We start from the raw sequence: 19,548 nt of genomic DNA, 5'->3' as shown, positions 1-19,548 counted from the left end.
CCCGGTCATAAGCCGAAATAGGCGAGCTTGATCTGGTCACGCGTGAGCCCACTGGGCCGCCCTTCGAGGGTCACTCTTCCCTTCTGCATGCAGTACACGCGATCGGCGGCTCGCAGCGCTCTTTGAATGTCCTGTTCGACGATCACGATGGTCGTGCCTTCGTTCCGAATGCCGGGCACTGCCGCATAAATGTCCCGAATGACAATCGGCGCGAGGCCAAGGCTGAGCTCGTCGCAAAGGAGCAGCTTCGGGTTCGCCATCAGCGCCCTGCCGATTGCAAGCATCTGCTGTTGACCGCCCGAAAGCATCGACGGCGGCGTGAAGCGTCGCGCCGCCAAATTCGGGAAGAGCGCGTAGACGCGCTCGATCGACCACGGTCCCGCACGACCGCAATAGGCGCCCATGCGGAGGTTGTCCTCGACGGTGAGAGACCGGAACGGTCGGCGCCCTTCGGGGATCATCGCAATGCCCAGCGCCACGATACGCTCCGGCTCGAGCGCACCGATCGGAATCCCCTCGAACCGAACGTCAGTCGGACGACGCGGACGCAGTAGACCGCATATCGTGCGAAGCAACGTGCTCTTGCCGGCACCATTGGCACCGATGATCGCGACGGTTTCGCCTTGCTCGATCGCCAGGTTGACCCCGAACAAAGCCTGGAAATCGCCATAGCCGGCCATAACTTCCTCGGTCTCAAGCAGACTCATTCGGCTTCGATTCCCATGTAGACTTCCTGCACTTCTGCATTGGCCATCACGACTTCCGGTTCGCCTTCGGCCAAATGTCGACCGAAGTTGATCACCAGCAATCGATCCACGGTGGCGAGAAGGACGTGAACGACATGCTCGATCCAGATAATCGCCACGCCGCTCTTTCTGACGACCTTGAGCACGTCGACGAGCTGTTGACACTCCCCCTCCGTCAGCCCTCCGGCGATCTCATCCAGCAGCAGCAGAACAGGCCTAGTCGCCAGCGCACGTGCGAGTTCGAGCCGTTTGCGCTCGAGCAAGGTCAACCGATCCGCAAGAGCATTGCACCGCTCGAGCAGTCCGGCGCGGTTCAGCACGTCTATGCAGAGGTCATAACAGGCACTCTCGCCTCTTTTCGAAGAGAAGGTTGCCGCCGCGAGCACGTTTTCGAAAACCGTCATGCGGCCGAAGGGCTGCGGAATCTGATAGCTGCGACCAATGCCCAGTCGGCAGCGTTCGTGCGATGGCAGATGCGTGATCTCGCGATCACGCAATCGAATTGCGCCCGAGGACGGTCGAAGGTCGCCGGTGATAAGATTGAAGAGCGTGCTCTTGCCGGCCCCATTGGGACCGAGAATCCCGAGCGCCTCTCCCTCGCCGACCTCGAACGACAAACGGTCAACCGCCCGCAGGACGCCGAACGTTCGAGACAGCGCGTCGACACGAAGGAGAGGAGCCATTTTTTCTTGCACCTTTAGCAAGACCTCAGCAGGTTCGAAGGAGCCCGCAATCGACCAGAAGCGTTGAGGCCCGATCTAGGCCAGCAGTTCCATTTTCCCTCCGACCGGTATCTGGGGAGCCAGGCCATTCGCGACGATCACGAGGTCGTATTTGAACGGACCGCCGGCTGCGAGGCGCCACTGCCCGCTCACGAGCGAGGTCTTCGCGACATTCTTCACGGGGCCATTGCCCCAGGCGATCGGACCAACGACGGTCTGGAGATTGGTCTTGGTCAACGCGTCGAGATTGGCCGCAGGATCCTGGGCGTCGGCGCTGCGCTTGATGATGTCGGCAGCAACCTCAAAGAGTGAGTGGATGAATCCGATTGGCTGCGTCCACTGTTTTCCGGTGGACTGCGTATAGGACGCCGCGAGCTCGGCGGCCGATTGGTCCGAAAGCGAGGACTTGAAGGGGAAAGTCGGAGACCACCACACCTCCGTCGACAGATTATTAGCGGTCTGCCCGACCGATTCCACCGACGACGGGAATAGCAGCGCCTTCGTAATCGTGCAGACCTTCGGACGCAGTCCCTGCTGGCGTGCCTGCGTCCAAAAGGTGGTAAAGTCGGGCGGGATCATATTGCCCGTGATGATTTCGGCGCCGGCCTCCTTGAACGCACTGATCTGCGCCGAGAAATTGTCGGTTAGAGTCTGGAAGTGCGGCGGATGGATCAGCTTGTAGCCGCTCTTTGCCAGTGCAGGCGGAAGGCCAAGCTTGTCGTCCCCCCAGGCATTGCCGTCGGGATCGTTTGCGAAGGCTGCGCCGACGACGCGATTGGTCTGAAGCTGCGGCTGCGACCACATATCGAGAATGATCCCGATCGCATCCTCCAGACCCCAGAAATAGTGATAGGTCCACTTGAACGGCTTGTCCGGCTTACCTCCGCGGGCAAAGAACCAGGGCTGCCACGGCGAAACCGTAGACACACACGGAACTTCGTTGAGCTCGCATTGATCGGCCACCGGATTGTCGGTCTCGGGCGCCGCCCCGACCAGCATCAGGGAAACCTTGTCCTTGAGAATGAGATCGGCGGCAACATCGGCGGCACGATTTGAATTCGTCTGACTATCCTTGACGACGATTTCGATCGGCAGATCCTTCTTCTTGAAGTGCTCGCGAACGGTGCCGATGATGAAGTTGTCGGCTTCTCCGAACGGAGCCAACGGGCCTGTCTGCGGGCTGACATAGCCGATCTTCACCGGCCTGGCCGCCCGCACCCATGGCGCTGGAAAACCCGACAGCAGCACAGCGCCGCCAATCGTTGCGCCACCCCGGCTAATCAGCGTGCGGCGCGTCATGCCACCTCGCGATGAAGTCGCAGAAGCTGGCGTCTCTCCAATCTCTCTACGCTGGCGCATCGTACTTCCCCCTCGATTTTCCTGAAGTGCCTACCCTACGTAGCTGCTTGCGAACGACTGTCCGGTTGTCGTTCCGATGGCTCGTCTCCCAGGGAATGCGCGCCCGCGTATTTGCCGTCCCGATAGAGCAGCGGATCGACATCCTCTTGAACGAGCGTTCGATAGACTCGCGCGATGAAGATCGAATGCGTCGCATAGTCGATGATGCGATCGATCTCGCAAAACATGTTGACCTGCGCATCGCCGAGAAACGGCAAGCCGTCGTCGGTTTCCTGCCAGTCACCCAGCCGGAACCGCTCCTCACCTCTAAATTTGCCGCTGAAAGCTTGGGACAACCCGGAGTGCACGCTTCGCAACACATTGACGCAAAACTGACCGCCACGGCTTAGAATGCGATGCGTGGCAGCCGTCTTGTTGACACAGACAAGCAAGGAAGGCGGATCGGCGGACAGCGACGTCACCGCTGTCACGCTCATGCCATACCGAGCCCCGGCATTGGCGCACGATATGATGCTGACGGTTGCCGCAAATCGCCGCATCGCCTCACGGAACACTTCGCGTTCGACGGCAACATCGGGTACTCGTCCAAGCCGTTGGTGACCCATGTGAACAATCCAAACTTTGTACGGCGCGCTACGCCAGCGGGTCCGCCGGAATGCCGAGCCGAAACTTGCCGTGGTTCTCGTAGGCCGTATCGCTCATCACCTGATGAAGACCGGCGGTATTCAGGTCGCGCAGCGTGCGGCCGAGAATGTGTGGATGGCGCAAGCCGGTATTCCCGGCGAAGTGATACGCCATCGTCGCGACGCCGATCGCGACGTCGGTGGCATGCACACAGATCGCCCGGACATCCGCGATATCGGCTCCATCGGGAAGGCCACCGGCCAGAACCTTGTCGTAGAGCTGCTGATAGCGGCTGTGCATGAGTGCACGAGCGGCGCGGAGCTTGAGATCCGCTTCGGCTATCTGGCGGTGAACAACCTGTCGCTCGTCGAGCTTTGACGAACGGAATGTGCCGCGCGTCGAGGTAGCGATCTCGACCAGTTCGTCGAGTGCGCGCCTCGCTGCACCGATCGCGACGCTGCCGTGCTCCTTCGCGACGAAGCTAAACGGAGGAAACAGATAGGAGGGACCGCCACGCCGAGGTTTCGGCTTGAGCAGGTCCCAGACAAACGACAAGTGCTCGGGCAAGTCGTAGCCCTCAACGGAGCAATCGCAGCTTCCGGTCCCCTTGAGGCCTACGACATCGCGCCAGTTGTCGTACAGCGTCACATCAGTTGCCGGAAGGGCGGTGAAGATGACCAGAGGCCTCCCTCCGTTTTCGTCCTCCGTCCCCTCGACGACTGCGCCGGCAACCACCCATTCGGCGTGCCGGATGCCACTGTTGAAGCGCCAGCGCCCGCTCAATCGATAGCCACCGTCCTGACGCACGGCCCGACCGGCGGGAAAAAAGGAGATCGAAGCGGTCGGGATGGCTCCGCCGGCAAAGACCCGATCGAGACCGGCTTGCGGCAGGAACGCGCCGAGCGAACCGACGGCGGTCGCGCCGACCATGGTGCACCAACCGCTCGTGAAATCGTGATAGGCGATCTCCTCAAGCGCCAGCATCTCGCTGATGGGATCGGCTTCGGCGCCACCCGTCACGGTCGGGAGCTTGAGGCGAAACAGACCGGCTTCTCGTAAAGCCGTGACTGCTTCCGGCGCGAGCGTCGCGAGCTCTTCGCTCTTGGCTCCGGAAGCCTGCAGCGTTGGCGCAATGCGCGCAATCTGCTCCAGCAGCATTGCACGCTTGGACTCCAGCTCCGTCGGAAACTGCAGCATTTCTCCTCCCGCCCTTGATCCAACGTCGGAGCCGACAGGCCCCGTGTCTTCATTTCTTAAAACCAGTATTTATGAACGGTATTCATTTGTCAAACATTATTCGGTATATGATCTATGTTCATATATGACCTATATTCGCTTCGTTCCGAGTTCGGTCGTTGGCACTGCAGAGCCGTGACGGTAGTGAGAGAATGGACAAACTCGAATCGTCCGGCCCGGACCGGGCGAAGCCCAAGGTGGCGATCAATGACTACGGCAGCCAGACTGAGCGAAACCCGGAGCGAGCGTCGCAAACGGCGAAACCGGCAAGCGCTGATTGAGGCGGCCTACGAGATCATCGCAAAGAAAGGGATCGACGCCGCGACCATGTCGGAAATCGCCGAGGTTGCTGACGTTGGCGCCGGCACGGTGTACAATTACTTTGCGTCCAAAGACGAACTGGCGATGGCCGTCATGGAACTGGTCATGGAGCATCTGGCGCAGCGGATCGAAGCTGTCACCAACAGCTTCACCGACCCCGCGCAGGTCTACGCGTTCGGCATCCGCAATGTCATGAAGGCTGCAACAACCGACCAGCGGTGGCGGTGGCTGCTGCGTCGCTCCGAAGTCATCTCGGATGCGATGTATCGGGTGATGGGCCCCTACGCCATCAGGGATATCCGCAACGCCGTCGCCGCGGGGCGATATCGGGTCGAGGATCCTGAACTTGCCTGGAGACAGGCAACGCACGCGATCGCAGGTTTCAGCCTCGCCGTATGCGACAAGAACATCTTGCCCGGGAAGATGGACGAAGCCGTCGTGAATCTGCTGGGCATGGTGGGCGTGAACCGCGACGAAGCCTGGGAAATTGCCCGCCGGCCCTGCCCCGAATTGCCGTCGGAATGAAGATGCGATGCAAGCCCGGCGCGCTCGCAGCAGCTTGGCCGGCGAACGCGTCCGAAATCTTCGCGTAGTCGGCCCCATCGGCATCCTCATGCAGAGCCTACCTCAACGAACAGCGGCATGACCTCGCGCGCAATCAGTTCGACCGTCTGCATCGACTCGTCCGGAGCGAGGTCACCGAACGCGACGTCGCACACAAAGTAGTTGGCGCCGGTTGCCTTGATTTGATCCTGGACGAAGCTCTTGAACCCGCTCGCCGTTCCAGCGAACGCGGCTCCGGCTTTGAGCAGAGGTCCGATCTCAGGAGGCAGTCCGAGCGGCAGCTTCATGCCATTTCGAACCCAGAGCAGCTCCATGTGCTTGAACCAGAGCTTGTAGGCTCGCTCGGCTCTCAGAACCGCTATCTCATCCGTCTCCGCGAGAACAACATGCCGAGAGATGCCCAGCAACGGCAGATCGTCATCGCCTCTTCCAAGCTTCTTCCGCTCCAGGTGATAACGATCGATGATCGCCCGTGCAGGCTCTGCCGGCAGCAGTGTGACGATATGTGCACTCTCCACCGCGGCCCAATAGGCAGCGTCCGGCGTCAGGACTCCGTACCAAATTGGAGGGTGCGGACGCTGCGCCGGCTTCAGCACCATCGGGACATTGGTGAAGTTGTAGAACTCCCCGTTGAACGTGAGCTCGTCTGAAGTCAGACCCTGCTTGATCAACCTCAGCGCTTCCGGAAACTGACGTGGTCCGTCCTTCGGATCGACACCATAGAAACCGACCTCGATCGGCGACACGCCGCGGCCAACACCCAGCTCGAGCCGGCCGCCACTCAACTGATCGAGCATGCATATCTCTTCGATCAAGCGGATCGGATGATAAAGGGGCAGCGAGTAGGCCAAGGGACCGAAGCGAAGGCGCTTGGTACGTTGTGCAACTGCAGCAAGAAATAGGCCGGGCGACGGCGCAAGGCCGAGCGGCGTGCCATGGTGCTCTGCAAGATGATAGGCATAGAAGCCGCAACGATCATAGGACTCGATCAGCGACAGCCGGTTTTCGAAATGCTGTCCAAGCGGAAGTCCGCAGTCGTCCATGTGCTCGAAGATTCCGAATCTCATCTCGGCTCTTCTCGCTCTCGGCTTGGACAGCCGATAATCCGCTGTCCGAGAATCCCGTCAGGAAGATGACAACGCACTGACTGCCTCCGCGGCGCTGCACCATCCATCGAGATGCTCGACTACGCATCGGCGAAGTCAGTCGGCTCATCAATGAACAGGGCTACGCCCTTTGAATTGGTCAATGAAATCATAGGGTGGCACTAGTCAGCGCCGATACCCTGATTCCCGATGAACGTTTGATCGTTGTGCGATGAGCATCGGAAACGGGCACACATGATCCCGTCATCCGCATCAGGAGACATGTCGTGGCCCGCCTCGTGGCCTTCCCAGATGGTCGACGGATCTTGCGTCTCGGCAAAGCGCTATCTGGCTGCTACACTGCCGGAACGTTTGGCTGCGACGATGTCTCGAGGTAGCGCGGTCGTCGAGTAAGAAGACCTGCGCATTACGGATCAGAGGCCAGCGCTCTCAAGATGAGGACCGACGTCGAGTAAATGGGACTGGTCGGCCAGACCGAGACGGTCGCTTCTTTGGCCAAGTATACTTGTCGGCTCTGGGTTCATTCCGCATTTTGGAGCGCATAACGCTGAATCGAGGCAGTGGAACTTGTCGAACATCAATCTCAAGCTCCTGCATACTTTCCTGCTCGCGGCCGAGCACGAAAGCTTCCGGAAAGCAGCAGAGGAATCGAACCGATCGCCGTCTGCGGTAAGCATGCAGATCCGCGACTTGGAAGAGCAGATCGGCGTCCTGCTCTTTCGCAGGACGCCGCAGAAGGTGCTGCTCACGGCTGAGGGGCGGATCCTGTTCGAGCAGGCAAAGCGCGCCCTTCAGGAAGTTCAGTCGGGGCTGGATCTGCTGACGGAATCAGCGCAGTCCCGCAGCCGCCACATTCGAATGGCCTGCGTTCCGACACTTGCGTCCGGATGGCTTCCCAACATCCTGGCGACATTCAAGATCCGATATCCGCGAAGCCAGGTGCAACTCATGGAGCTCTCCACGACGCCCATGCTCGAGTTGCTGAAGCGACAGGATGTCGAGTTCGGCATTGGGCCTGAGGTCCCCGACATGGGGGATTACGAGTTCGAGCCGATTCTTGAGGATCCCCTTTTTGCCTGCGTGCCGCCGGTGTTCGACGAGGGGCAATCAAGCATCGGCTTCGCGGATCTGGTCGAAAAGCCGGTCATCCTGCTGTCGAAGACGACCGCAGTTCGAGGGCTGATCGACGAGACGCTGGAGACGCTCGGCGTCCGCCTCGACGTACAATTCGAAGTCCAGGCCGCCACGACGGCGCTGGCCCTGGCGGCATCCGGCCTCGGCATCGCGATCGTACCGCGGGTCGCGCTGGTCCAAGCCGGCGTGCAGCGATTTCGTGTGGTCCCAATCTCCGATCACGTCAAACTTCGCCAGATCGGTTTGATCACAACGCGCGGCCCGGTCCGGCGTCCAAACACCGAGCAACTGATTTCCCTGATCCGGTCGAGTCTCGCGCAGCTTCGTTGACGCTCTCGGGCTCAGAGCAATTTCAGAAGCGCATCCACAACCTGACCGGTCGTCGCATTGCCGCCGATGTCACGCGTCCTCAACCCAGCGTCCTCCAGTCCGGCGCGTACCGCAGCTTCGATCCTGTCGGCACCAAGCCGCAGCCGGTTATCCCGATAGCGCTGATCCAGACGCTTCAGCATCAGGATCGATGCCAGGATGGTTCCGTAGGGATTGGCAAGCCCCTTCCCTGCGATGTCCGGGGCCGAGCCATGCGAGGCCTGGAAAAAGCCGATCCCGTCACCGACCTCCTCCGACGGAGCCATGCCCATGCCACCGACCGTCGCTGCACCGAGATCGGAAATGATGTCGCCGAACATGTTCTCGGTGACGATGACGTCGAAGTGGGATGGCTTGTTGACGAGATGAACCGTCATCGCGTCAACAAGGACGTGCTCGGCTTCGATGTCGGGATAATCCTTGGCGACCTCATCGAAGACCGCACGAAAGAATGCATAGGTGCGCAACACGTTGGCCTTGTCGCAGCAGGTCACCCGGCGTCGCCCGTCTTTCGGCGAACCGTTCCTCGATCTGGCAAGTTCAAATGCGAACCGGACGATGCGTTCGATACCCTTCCGGGTCTGGACCAGCGTGTCGACCGCGACCTCTTCTCTGAGCAGCGCGCCCGCGCCCCGCGCAGCGTAGAGCCCCTCGCTGTTCTCTCTGACGATCACGTAGTCGATCGAACCCGGGCGCCCGAGAGGAGACGGCACGCCCTTGTAGAGCTTGATGGGCCGCACGTTGGCGTACAGGTCGAGCTTGAAGCGGAGCGTCAGCGTGAAATCCAGGCCGGCTTCGGTCCCGTCACGATGGACCACGCCGGGAAGGCCGGCCGCCCCATGCAGAATGGCGTCGGCCGCGCGACAGCCCTCAAATGTGGTTGCCGGGAACGAGTCTCCCGTTTCGAGAAAGTGCGTGGCGCCGGCCGGATATTCCACGAACTTGAGTGTGCCGGTCTGAACACCGGCCTGCAGCACCGCGACCGCCGCACGAGCGACTTCAGGCCCAATACCGTCTCCATGCACGACGGCAATCTTGTAAGTGTCCTTCATAATACTCGCTCGACTAGTTGTATCTTGTGATGGCGTCGCTTGGCTCGCGGACCGAACATCCGGATCAATCCAGCTTGATCCAGACCCCCTTCGTGTTCAGGTATTCATCGAGCTGTTCGGTGCCGCCTTCGCGTCCGTATCCGCTCATCTTGTAGCCGCCGAAGGGGAGTGCAGGATCGATGGCGTGATAGGTGTTCACCCAGACCGACCCCGCGCGGAGACTGCGCGAGACGATGTGGGCCTTGCTCACGTCGCGCGTGAAGACACCCGCCGCAAGCCCGTAAGGCGTCGCATTGGCTCGCTCCACGGCCTCATCGAGCGTATCGAACGGCAGCGCGGAAATGACCGGGCCAAAGATTTCATCACGGGCAATCTGCATGTTGTCGGAGACGCCAGCGAACACCGTCGGCTCGACGAAATTGCCCTTCGCGAGCGCGCCTTCTCTCAGCCTCCGGCCTCCGGTCACGACCTTCGCGCCCTCGTCGCGTCCGCTCCGCAGGAAGCCTTCGACCTTGTCGAGCTGTCGCTCGGAAACGAGCGGTCCGATCTCCGTCGCAGGATCAGCTCCATCACCGATCCTCAGAGCCGAAGCGAACTTCCCGAGCCGTTCGACCAGCTCGTCATGGATTGGTCGCTCCACGAACAGGCGGGAGCCGGCGATGCAGATCTGGCCCGAATTGGCAAACGCGGCCATCGCGGCAATCGGGACCGCCTTGTCGAGATCAGCGTCGGCGCAGACGATGACCGGCGATTTTCCGCCAAGCTCGAGCGACACCCGCTTGAGGTTGCCGGCCGACGCACGAATGATGGCCTGCCCGGTTGCGGTGGACCCTGTGAAGACGATCTTGTCGACACCGGAGTGCTCCGCAAGAGGCACGCCCGCCTCCGAACCGGTCCCGGTGACGACGTTGACGACGCCCGGGGGCACGCCCGCCTCGTTCATCAAATCCGCGATCAGCAACGGCGTCAGCGGCGCCTCTTCGGAGGGCTTGAGCACAATCGTGCAGCCGGTCGCAAGCGCAGGTCCGATCTTCCACACCGACGCGGCCGTGGGCGCGTTCCAGGGGATGATGGCTCCGACGACACCGACCGGCTCCTTCCGCGTGAAGGAGACAATGTCCCCCGGAAGCGAATTATCGATCGTCTGCCCGTGGATCACGGTCGCCATGCCGGCGTAGTATCTGAGCATGCCGAGCACGCGCAGCTTGTTCGCCCGCGTCCTGACGATCGGCATTCCCATATCGGCCGTGTCGGACTGGCTGATCTCCTCCCAGTGCTTCTCGAAGAGATCTGCGATGCGCAGGAGCAGCGCCTGCCTCTCGAACGGCTTGAAGCGGCTCCAAGGCCCCGCAAAGGCGCGGCGGGCCGCGGTGACGGCAAGCCCGATGTCGGCCGCATCCCCGCGTGGGACGCGGCCAATCACTTCGCCGGTCGCAGGGTTGCGCGTCTCGAAAACTTGTCCCGAGCGAGCCTCCACCCACGCGCCGTCGATGAACATCTTGCGAGTTCGGCCGTCTATGGGAAATCGGATATCGATTTTTGTCATTTGGCTACCCTTCCCTGTCTCAACAATCATTCTCCGCCATGGGCCGTGGGCTTCGTCTTTCGAAGAAGCCGCGCCAGTTCGGAAATGTAGGCTTGGCCGTGACCGTTCTCGACCACTGCCGAGATGGCGGCGGCAACACCGTCGGCGATCGTCCTGGATCCTCCGGAACTATTCGCCATGGCCTGGTAGTAGGCGATGTCTTTCAAGGCGTTGCCGATAAAGAATGGAACGGTGCTGACGTCGTCCGTCACGATGGCAGGCGCCATTCGCTGGAGCGCAACGCCGGCCCCACCCCCCTTGGCGAGGATGTCGACGAAGATTGCCGGATCGACGCCCGCGTCGGCGGCCTGCGCGGCAGCCTCAGCGAGCAGCGCCATGAAGCCGATCGACACGTAGTTGTGGAGCAGCTTGAGCCTATGACCAAAACTCAGGGGACCGACGTGTTCGACCCCCTCGGTGAAAGAGGCGAGAACGCCGCGGACCCTTCGAAGGTCGGCTTCGTCGCCTCCAACCAGAAGGTTCAGCGTTCCTTCTTCCGCGTGCCTGGCCGTGCGCGTCATGGGCGCGTCGAGGAAGCGTCCACCCGCTGCCTCCACCGCGGCGGCCATCCGCAATGTCGAGCCCGGCAGCGCCGTTGAGCAATCGACGACGATGGTACCCTTGCGCAAGCGAGACAGAACGCCCGCCTCACCCGTGAGGATCGCTTCGACCTCGGGCGAGCCGGTCACGCAAAGGATGATCACATCAGACGCGTCTGCCACCTCGCCGGGAGTCTTGCAAGCCGTGGCGCCAAGGCCAATGAGATCGTCGACGGACTGATTGCCTGGATGGTCCAGAAAAGCCAGAGGAAAGCCGCCCTTTGCCAGGACGTTCTTTGCTATTCCATGGCCCATCAGGCCTACACCGACAATTCCGACCTTCATCGCAGTCACCTCGTTCATCTAGTGGACGGCGGCGTACATGATCTGCTGCTCGGTGGCCTCAGTTGCCCTGATCTCCTCGACGATCTTGCCGCGCTTGGCGACCAGAATTCGATCCGAGAGCGCCAGCACTTCCGGCAGGTAGGATGAGATCACGACGACGGCCAAACCTTCATCCGCCAGGCTGTTGATGAACTGATGGATCTCGACGATGGCTCCCACGTCGACGCCGCGCGTCGGCTCATCGAAAATGATCAATTTCGGCCTTTGGATCAGCGATCTCGCGATAACGACCTTCTGCTGGTTGCCGCCGGACAGCTCGATCACTCTGGCCTTTTCGTTGATCGACCGAAGCTGGAGCCGGCTGGCCCATTGCTTGGCCAATTCCTTCGCTTGCGTCATGGAGATGACGGACAGGGGATTCGAGAAGCGCGAGAGCTGGCCGAGATGAAGGTTCTCGGCGACGGTCATCGTCTCGAAGAAGCCATCGAACTTGCGATCTTCCGTGACGTAGACGATGCCGTCGCGTACCGCCTTGCGCGGCACCCGGTAGCGAACCGACCTTCCGCAATACTTGACTTCGCCACCATGGAAGATGTCGCGCTTCAGCCCTCCCGCAACCACCTTCATCATTTCTGTACGGCCGGCGCCGACAAGGCCGAAGACGCCCGTCACCTGACCGGCGAAGATCGAGAAGGACGTGTTGCGCACCATCGTGCCCGAAGACAGGTTCTCCACGCTGAGGACCCGCTCTCCGTACGGTCTGGGGGGCCGACCGCGGTCGCCATGCAGCGTCTCGGTCAGGTTGCGTCCGACCATTGCCTGGATGATCGTGTCGCGCGTGAATGCCGCCTTGACGTCCGATGCGACAAGCCGCCCGTCCCGGAGAATTGTGATGCGGTCGGCGAGCTGAAGAGCCTCTTCAAGCGCGTGCGAAATGAAGATGATTGCGACCCCGTCGGCGACCAGACGCCGGATCAGATTGAAAAAGTGCCGTTTTTCTTCCGGCGTGAGTGTCGCCGTCGGCTCGTCGAAGATGATCACCTTCGCCTTGTGATGAACAGCGCGCGCGATCTCCACCATCTGCTTCTGGGCCGCGCCCAACTGCGAGACCTGGGCCGTGGGATCGACCTGGAATCCCATCCCGGCGAGGAATTGCCGAGCCTGGATGTAGAGTCCCCTCAACCGATTGAATGTCTTCTCCTCGCCGAGGTAAATGTTCTGAGCAACCGTCATCGACGGTACAAGATTGGTCTCCTGATAGACCATGACGATGCCATTCTCTAACCCTTCGGCAGGCGTCGAAAGGCGTACCGGCATGCCGTTCAGAAGCATCTCTCCGGAGGTGAGTTGATAGACCCCGGCAAGAACCTTGGTCAGGGTCGATTTGCCGGCGCCGTTCTCGCCAAGAATGGCATGAACTTCTCCGGGCGAAACGGCGAAATCGACCTCCTGGAAAGCCGGAATCTTTCCGAAGAGCCTCGTTCCTTTGCGGATCTCGAGAATGGGTTGCATTTCGATCTACTCCGAGAGGATTGCCGCTGGATCGCGGATTTCCAGAACCGCGTTCGAACCGCGGCTGGCGACGTAGAGCGCGCCGGCGTGTTCGGTCGCGCTCACGGCCCCGTGCCGCGTGCCATCCGCGCGAGAATGCAAGGATCCGATGGGAGTCATATTCGCGTCGCAATACGCCACCAGCCCGTAGGACCGCGTGACGGAATAGGGCTTCAAGATTCCCATTTGCTTGAGCTGGCTTCCCTGCATTGGTTCCTTGAAGCTGCGACCGGAGCGGAGCGAAGGCGCCATCCAGTATTCTTCCGGCAACTCATTCACCATGCGCGTCCTGTATTCGTCCTCGCGCAGAATGAATTCCACAAGCTGGTTGCGCACGGAGTAGAAGCAGAGCCACACGCCACCGCCGGCCGCGCGCGTCAGGCGAGCGGGATAACCGGGCAGACCGGCCGCGAGCTCGGTGAGCTTCCCGCTCGGAAGCGCCATCGCAACGACGCGGTGACGCAGACATTCGGAAACGAGCAGCCGACCCGCCGACGCCGCCACGCCGGCCGGCCATCCCAATCCGGTTGCCACCACCGTGGCCTGACCCTTGGCGAGATCCACGAGGACGACGGACCCCGAACTGTCGCGCGTCATCAATGCGCGCCGCCAGTCGGATGCGCCCAACCGATCCGATCCGTTGCACACCGCAAGCGTCGACTCGTCCAGCCACGCGATCGCGGTTGGACACTGTAAGACGCCCGAAGGCTGCACCACCTTGCCGTCGAAGCGTCCGCCCCGCACGACGATACCCTTGCGATCCAATCCAATCGCCAGCGCCTCACCCAGTCCGGCCATCGCCGATATCGGGGCATCGAACCCGGCCATTCTTTCTGGGCCGGAGGAGGACGCCGGTTGCAGGCGGAGCAACTCGGAGCCTCGCGAAGCAAAAAGATCGCCGCCGAAAGCCACAAGATTATCGACCTCGTCGACCTCGCAAAGGACAGGAGCAGCCTCGAGCTTCTGATTTGGCAGGAACGGGCCATCGAGCACGGGCACCGTGACGGCTCCCTCGCGACGCCCGAGCAGTTTGTCGATCCATTTCACGAGCGACGCCCCCAATAGCTGTCCACGCCGCAGAACGAAGGATCTGCTCCCTCCAGCCGGTAGGTCCCCATTCGGTTGTTGAATATCCCGCAGAGATAAAGCACGCCCTTGTGCTCCCGCATCGAGGTGATCATCGGATGCTTCTCGCCGCCTTGATCCCAGTAGCTTTCGAGGATCTCGCCCTGTTCGTTGAACTTGAGCACGCATCCGGTGTTGAGGTTCGGCATCAGCCAGGCATCCTCGGAACACCGACGCGACATCCTCTTGCGGAAGCCCGGCATTTCAAGCGACAAGTCCAGTGCGGGCGTGCGCATCCCCATAAGCGCCAGCCAATAGCTCCCGTCGGACGCACGATTGATGTTGTCCGGATAGCCTGGAAGGTTCGGAATGACGACTTCCACCTGGCCCTTCCTCGGGCCGTCGAAATAGTATCGGCTGATCCGGCAGGCCCAGCTCTCGGCGAAAAGCAGAGACTGGTTGTCGTAGGACATGCAAATGCCGTTCGGAAATACCAGATTCTTCAGGACGGTCCGGGTCTTACCGGTCTTCGGCTCGTAGCGGATGATGCGGCCATTGCCCCGGCTCTCGAGCGCGTCCGAATACCAGTCGTGCATCTCGAAGCGCGTCGTCGCCTCGCTGAAGTAGATCGCGCCATCCGGCGCGATGTCGAGATCGTCGGCCAGCTTCATGTTGGAATCGTCGATGATCGACAGCAGGCTCCGGTTTGTCTCCGCAGTCAGCCGGCGCACGGTGCCGTTCATCTCGACCTGATAGAGGCCCATTCCGGCAACGCAGATGTTGAGATGCCCCTGACGATCAAACGCCATTCCCAACGGCGACCCGCCGATATGCGCCAGAACCTCCCAGCGCTGGTAGTCCGGCGGAAACCAGCGCAGGATGTCGCCGTGACGGCTGCCCGTGTAGAGATTATCGTCTCGATCGAAGATGACGTCCTCGGCTCCCTCCAAGATACCAAGGCCGATGACACCGACGTCACGCAGCTTGTCATTCGGCGCCATTGCGCCGGCTCCCGGATCCGTCGAGATGGATTCGGGCATCTGCGCGTGGGCGGGAGAAATGTAGACGCTCCGTAGCAACTTATGGCGGTTCTTGACCCAGCGCACATCGAGGAAGACGGCCGCAACAAGGATCAGGCCCAGCACGAGATCCGCGCCCGGACCGGAAATAGCGAGCGCGAGAAAGCTGTTTGACAGGAGCAGCACGAACACGGCGCCCATGGTCGCCTTCGAGACCGTGCCTCGCCCTCCGCCAAGCGAGATGCCACCCAGCACCGTGGCCGTGAGCGCCTGTAGTTCAAGCCCGGCCCCGACGTCCGACGCCGCGCTTCCAATGCGGCTCGCGAACAGAAAACCGGACAAGGCGACCAAGGTGCTGCAGCAGACATAGGCGCTGAAGATGGTCCAACGGACGTTGATGCCTGCATTATACGCGGAGCGGCGCGCTCCACCGACCGCGAGAAGATGCCAGCCATATCGCGTGCGTGAGAGCACAATATGGATGCCGATGGCAATGACAGCCGTGATCAGGAACGAAACCGGCAGCAGCCCCAACTGTGCGGTGCCAAGATATTCGAATACGGCGGAATCCGACATATTGGTCACGATGGCCGTCGAGAATTGCGGAAAGACGATCTCGAACAACGACCGAAAGATGATGAGGGTGACGAGCGTCGTGAGGAACGCTCGCATCCTGATGTAGCCGACAAGAAAGCCGTTCAGGGCACCGCAAACGATTCCGACCGCCAGTGCGGCAACGAGGCCTGTGCCGGCGCTCCATCCCTCGACATTCATGCCGATCAGCGACATCAGCACGGAGAGCGCGAACACCGAGCCGACGGACAGATCGATTCCGCCCGAGATCATCACGATCGTCAAACCGAGAACGATCAGGCCGAACTCGGCGAACTGACGTGCAAGGTTGCCGAGTGTCGTCCACTCGAAGAAGTGCGGGACGAACGGCCCCAGACCGAGGATAAGGAGCGCCAGCGCCAGAAACGGGATCGCGCTATCGATCCATTTCTTGGTGAGAACCTCCCCGATCACGTGATCGGGGAGAAGCTTGTAGCGCCACCGAACGATATCCGACGAAAAGCTCATCTGGCCTGTTCCATGCGCGCGCCGGCCTGAAGCCGGTCGCGCGGCATTCCTCTCACTTGAGTTCGTCGAGCGTCCAACAGTTGCGGCCTGTGGCGTTGGTCCTGTCGACGCGCGTCACCGGCCCGAAGAACACGTCTTTGACAGCCGCAGCCTTGCGGTTGCTCTGCAGCAGTTCGGAAATCTGGCCCGCCGCGATCTCGCCCTGGATGTCGGCGTGAAAGTTGTAGATGACAGTGAGGAGCCCCTTCTTGACGCTCTCGCAACCGGTCTGGCTTCCAGCGCCATTCGTCACAATCGTGACCTGGCCGGTCTTGCCTGCCGCGGCCACGGCCGCTCCAGCGCCGACCTCGGCGTTGTCCCAGATGCCCATCACGCCACAGAGGTCAGGGTGCTGCTGGAGAACAGTCGCTGTGATCTGGCGCGCCTTGTCGGAGTCGTAGTTGGCGGCCTGATCTGAGACGAGTTGCAGATCCGGATTTGCGGCGAGCACCTCGTTGATGCCCTGGCGCATGTAGATGTTGGCCGCCCCGGTCTCGACACCCGCGAGCCAGACGACCTTGGTGGACGGCCCCTTGCCCTTGGCGCAGGCCTTCGCGAGCTCACCCATCTCGAGGCGGCCCATCTCAATCCAGTCATTGCCGACATAAGAGTCGGTCTGGGTCGCCGACTGCATGTTGACCTGAAGCACCGGAATTCCGGCCTCCTGGGCCTGCTTCAACTGGCGCGCATAGGTCTGCACGTCCGGATTCTGCACGATCAGGAGATCGGGCTTCTCGGCAATCGCACCCGTCAGGGCTCGAATGCCCGCCTCGGTGTTCATGTTCGGGTCGCGCACTTCGAGCGTGAAGCCATAACGTTGAGCATGCCGCTGCCACACCGTCACCCAGGCCTGGTTGAGATCAAAGCCCTGGGAAATCGGAACGAAGATCACCTTCTTGCCCTTGAGAGCCTTCAGATAGGCCTCTCTCCCGACCTGCTGCACATCCGCGGCGGTGCCCGGCGTTGCAGATGCAAGGCCTCCAAACACGAGGCCCGTCAGCAGCAATTTGCGCAGAATGGAAACCATGATGTCCTCCCGGTTTGAAAAGATCTTGAAACGACCGTCCTAGATATCGCCGCTCTGCGATGTCTGCTCGTCCCGCGGATTGAGCACCGCATCGATCGCCAGAGCAGCAAGCAGGATCACACCCTTGATGAGGTTCTGAGCCGTGAAGCTGATGTTCAGAATTGTCATGCCATTGGTGAGGACGCCGACCAGAATCGTGCCGACGATCACGTTGCGGACACCGCCCTGCCCGCCACTGAGGCCGATTCCGCCGAGCACGACGACAAGGAGCACGTCGTAGATCAGCGTCGAGTTGTACAGGCGGGTATTGATGCCGGAGACCACCGCGCACATCAGAATGCCCGATAGAAAGGCGATGAAAGCGCTGGCAGCATATTGCGAGATGATGACGGGACGGGTCGGTAGTCCGATGGTCCGCGCGGCAAACGGATTGTCGCCGGTCGCGTAGATGAAACGTCCGAAGCGAGTCTTGCGCAGAAACAATGCGACCAATCCGGCCAGCAACGCCGCTGCGCAGACCGAGACAGGAATGCCGGCAATCGTCCCGGTCCCCAGGAACGTGAACCAGTCGTACCCCGCGGGGGCGTAAACCACGTCCGACTTGAAGACAATTCGTCCCGCGCCGTAGACCACCGAGGCAAGGCCAAGGGTCGCAAAGATCGGCGGCACGTCGGCCACAGCAACAAGCGTCCCCGTGCCGATGCCGACCAGAATGACGAGAAGGCCGCCAACGACGAGCGCCCAGCCGAAGGGAACACCCGTGGTCGATAGCCAGATGCTGAAGGCAACACCGATCACCATGACCGCAATCATTGTCAGGTCGATGCCGCGTCCAACGACGACCAATGCCATGCCGACAGCGAGAATACCGAGCGTCGCGACATTGTTCAAAAGCGTGAGGATGTTTCCGGCAGTGAGGAACTTCGGCAGGAAGAGCGAGAAAGCGCCGAACAGGACCAGCGTGATACAGAAGATGACCTCCTCCTGCGTCAGCCTGAACGACGGCGTTCCTCGCACCAGATGCTCCAGGCGGGTCATCGGCCGATCCAACCATGCGGGCGCCGACCATTGTCGGCATCGCCGAATTTGGAGACACGACCGAGCCGTGCCTCCGCACCAGATTGACCGCTCACGACCATCGTTTCCTCGCCTGCAACAGGCTTTCTTCTTTGTGACGCAAGATGAGCGGCGTCACCCTGCCTCATGCAAGGCGCTTTTTCTGACCCCCTGTTTGGTTTTTCTGATCTACCGGCGTTCTCCCATCACCGGAAGAACCGCGAGGTCGCTTGCGTGATGCCAAAGGGCGACCGTCGACGTTCACACCAGACCTGCGGTGTCGTGCATATCGACCGTTGAGAAAAACTGACACCCCGTTCAGAAATACTGCGCTTCGCCCGCATTGCCTCGGCATCTCGTCCACCTAAGATCGGAGTTCGATCGACGCCTCTGTCAATCACAACGAAGCCAAGCCGACTTGGCCAATCAGGGAGGTCTAATCGTGAAAATTCTCAAACTGCTGGTGCTAGCGGGCGCGTTCTTTGCCATGAGCACTGTTGCGCACGCTCAGAGCCAGGCAGACGACGAGTGTCTCAATCCTGGAAACGACGAACTCTTGAAGCAAGGGTGCGCCTATCTCGACGAATTTATGAGGGCGTTCAACTCGCGCGATGCGGACGCATGGGCCAAGACCGTACACTACCCGCACATACGGATCGCCGGCGGCCAGGTGCAGATCTGGAACACGCCGGAGGAATATGCTCAATCAAACGATGCGAAGCAGTTGGCGGAAGCGTCGACATGGGCCCGTTCGGCGTGGACATACCGCAAGCTGGTGCAGAAGTCCGACGACAAGCTCCACTTTGTCACGCGGTTCACGCGCTATGACGCCAACGACAAGCCGATATTGTCGGCCGATTCCTTCTACGTGATCGTCAAAAAGGGTGGGCGCTGGGGCGCTCTGGTGCGTTCAAGCTATGTCGGCATCATCGGCAAGAAGACCGCCTTCTGACGAGCCGTACTCTTCCAACTCGAACCGAACGAGCAGACGTCACATCGCGTGACGTCT

Annotated in this window: 18 protein-coding genes; 4 read left to right on the top strand and 14 right to left on the bottom strand. The window is 61.0% G+C overall.

The window, feature by feature from the left end; genetic code table 11:
* Positions 1–5: 5 nt before the first annotated feature.
* The 5 genes from ACV1FX_RS01575 to ACV1FX_RS01555 all read right to left on the bottom strand — a co-directional run bounded on the left by ACV1FX_RS01575 (position 6) and on the right by ACV1FX_RS01555 (position 4,648).
* A complete protein-coding gene (locus tag ACV1FX_RS01575) occupies positions 6–707 on the bottom strand; it encodes an ABC transporter ATP-binding protein (protein ID WP_473115774.1) in 702 nt (233 codons plus the stop codon).
* The gene (locus ACV1FX_RS01570; RefSeq protein ID WP_473115773.1) at positions 704–1,429 is read right to left on the bottom strand and encodes an ABC transporter ATP-binding protein; all 726 of its coding nucleotides are present in this window, start codon (positions 1,427–1,429) and stop codon (positions 704–706) included. Before ACV1FX_RS01570 ends, ACV1FX_RS01575 begins: the two co-directional genes overlap by 4 nt.
* Before the next feature lie 75 nt (positions 1,430–1,504).
* Positions 1,505–2,767 carry an ABC transporter substrate-binding protein gene (locus tag ACV1FX_RS01565; RefSeq protein ID WP_473115772.1) on the bottom strand — a complete coding sequence of 421 codons (1,263 nt, stop codon included), beginning with the start codon at positions 2,765–2,767 and terminating at the stop codon, positions 1,505–1,507.
* Between the two features lie 95 nt (positions 2,768–2,862).
* The gene (locus tag ACV1FX_RS01560) at positions 2,863–3,366 is read right to left on the bottom strand and encodes a flavin reductase family protein (RefSeq protein WP_473115972.1); all 504 of its coding nucleotides are present in this window, start codon (positions 3,364–3,366) and stop codon (positions 2,863–2,865) included.
* Between the two features lie 94 nt (positions 3,367–3,460).
* Complete coding sequence (locus ACV1FX_RS01555; RefSeq protein ID WP_473115771.1) at positions 3,461–4,648, bottom strand: acyl-CoA dehydrogenase family protein; 1,188 nt, start codon at positions 4,646–4,648, stop codon at positions 3,461–3,463.
* A 246-nt stretch (positions 4,649–4,894) separates the two neighbouring features.
* On the opposite strand from ACV1FX_RS01555, the gene ACV1FX_RS01550 reads away from it, so the two are divergent.
* Positions 4,895–5,533, top strand: a complete 639-nt coding sequence (locus ACV1FX_RS01550) for a TetR/AcrR family transcriptional regulator (RefSeq protein ID WP_473115770.1) — start codon at positions 4,895–4,897, stop codon at positions 5,531–5,533.
* 86 nt (positions 5,534–5,619) lie between these two features.
* Here the strand turns inward: ACV1FX_RS01550 and ACV1FX_RS01545 are convergent, their stop codons facing one another.
* Positions 5,620–6,639 (bottom strand): LLM class flavin-dependent oxidoreductase, encoded by a 1,020-nt coding sequence (locus tag ACV1FX_RS01545; protein WP_473115769.1) that lies wholly within the window; start codon positions 6,637–6,639, stop codon positions 5,620–5,622.
* A 606-nt stretch (positions 6,640–7,245) separates the two neighbouring features.
* Here ACV1FX_RS01545 and ACV1FX_RS01540 point away from each other — a divergent pair.
* Positions 7,246–8,142 carry a LysR family transcriptional regulator gene (locus ACV1FX_RS01540; RefSeq protein WP_473115768.1) on the top strand — a complete coding sequence of 299 codons (897 nt, stop codon included), beginning with the start codon at positions 7,246–7,248 and terminating at the stop codon, positions 8,140–8,142.
* 11 nt (positions 8,143–8,153) lie between these two features.
* Here ACV1FX_RS01540 and ACV1FX_RS01535 read toward each other — a convergent pair whose 3' ends face one another.
* From ACV1FX_RS01535 to ACV1FX_RS01515, 5 genes are all read right to left on the bottom strand, one after another.
* Entirely contained in the window at positions 8,154–9,233 is a 1,080-nt protein-coding gene (locus ACV1FX_RS01535; protein ID WP_473115767.1) for an isocitrate/isopropylmalate dehydrogenase family protein, read from the bottom strand.
* 64 nt (positions 9,234–9,297) lie between these two features.
* Positions 9,298–10,779 (bottom strand): aldehyde dehydrogenase family protein, encoded by a 1,482-nt coding sequence (locus tag ACV1FX_RS01530; RefSeq protein ID WP_473115766.1) that lies wholly within the window; start codon positions 10,777–10,779, stop codon positions 9,298–9,300.
* Positions 10,780–10,805: 26 nt separating this feature from the next.
* Positions 10,806–11,720: an NAD(P)-dependent oxidoreductase gene (locus ACV1FX_RS01525; RefSeq protein ID WP_473115765.1), complete on the bottom strand. Its 915-nt coding sequence runs from the start codon at positions 11,718–11,720 to the stop codon at positions 10,806–10,808.
* Entirely contained in the window at positions 11,721–13,214 is a 1,494-nt protein-coding gene (locus ACV1FX_RS01520; RefSeq protein WP_473115764.1) for a sugar ABC transporter ATP-binding protein, read from the bottom strand.
* Between the two features lie 6 nt (positions 13,215–13,220).
* Complete coding sequence (locus ACV1FX_RS01515) at positions 13,221–14,081, bottom strand: strictosidine synthase (RefSeq protein ID WP_473115763.1); 861 nt, start codon at positions 14,079–14,081, stop codon at positions 13,221–13,223.
* Positions 14,082–14,108: 27 nt separating this feature from the next.
* On the opposite strand from ACV1FX_RS01515, the gene ACV1FX_RS01510 reads away from it, so the two are divergent.
* Positions 14,109–14,318, top strand: a complete 210-nt coding sequence (locus tag ACV1FX_RS01510; protein WP_473115762.1) for a hypothetical protein — start codon at positions 14,109–14,111, stop codon at positions 14,316–14,318.
* Here the strand turns inward: ACV1FX_RS01510 and ACV1FX_RS01505 are convergent.
* Genes ACV1FX_RS01505 through ACV1FX_RS01495 form a run of 3 tightly spaced genes read right to left on the bottom strand, consistent with a single transcriptional unit; the run spans position 14,297 to position 18,521 of the window.
* Positions 14,297–16,417: an ABC transporter permease gene (locus tag ACV1FX_RS01505; protein ID WP_473115761.1), complete on the bottom strand. Its 2,121-nt coding sequence runs from the start codon at positions 16,415–16,417 to the stop codon at positions 14,297–14,299. The two genes, ACV1FX_RS01510 and ACV1FX_RS01505, sit on opposite strands and share 22 nt — an antisense overlap.
* A 52-nt stretch (positions 16,418–16,469) precedes the next feature.
* Positions 16,470–17,483 (bottom strand): sugar ABC transporter substrate-binding protein, encoded by a 1,014-nt coding sequence (locus tag ACV1FX_RS01500; RefSeq protein WP_473115760.1) that lies wholly within the window; start codon positions 17,481–17,483, stop codon positions 16,470–16,472.
* Between the two features lie 39 nt (positions 17,484–17,522).
* Positions 17,523–18,521, bottom strand: coding sequence for an ABC transporter permease (locus tag ACV1FX_RS01495; RefSeq protein WP_473115759.1), 999 nt, complete (start codon positions 18,519–18,521; stop codon positions 17,523–17,525).
* 436 nt (positions 18,522–18,957) lie between these two features.
* Between ACV1FX_RS01495 and ACV1FX_RS01490 the strand changes: the two genes are divergently transcribed.
* The gene (locus ACV1FX_RS01490) at positions 18,958–19,491 is read left to right on the top strand and encodes a hypothetical protein (protein WP_473115758.1); all 534 of its coding nucleotides are present in this window, start codon (positions 18,958–18,960) and stop codon (positions 19,489–19,491) included.
* The last annotated feature ends 57 nt before the right edge of the window (positions 19,492–19,548 follow it).

The sequence above is a fragment of the Bradyrhizobium ingae genome, from assembly GCF_055791185.1.
Note: the sequence above shows the minus strand (reverse complement) of the source record. Positions and strands in the feature narration are given on the sequence as shown.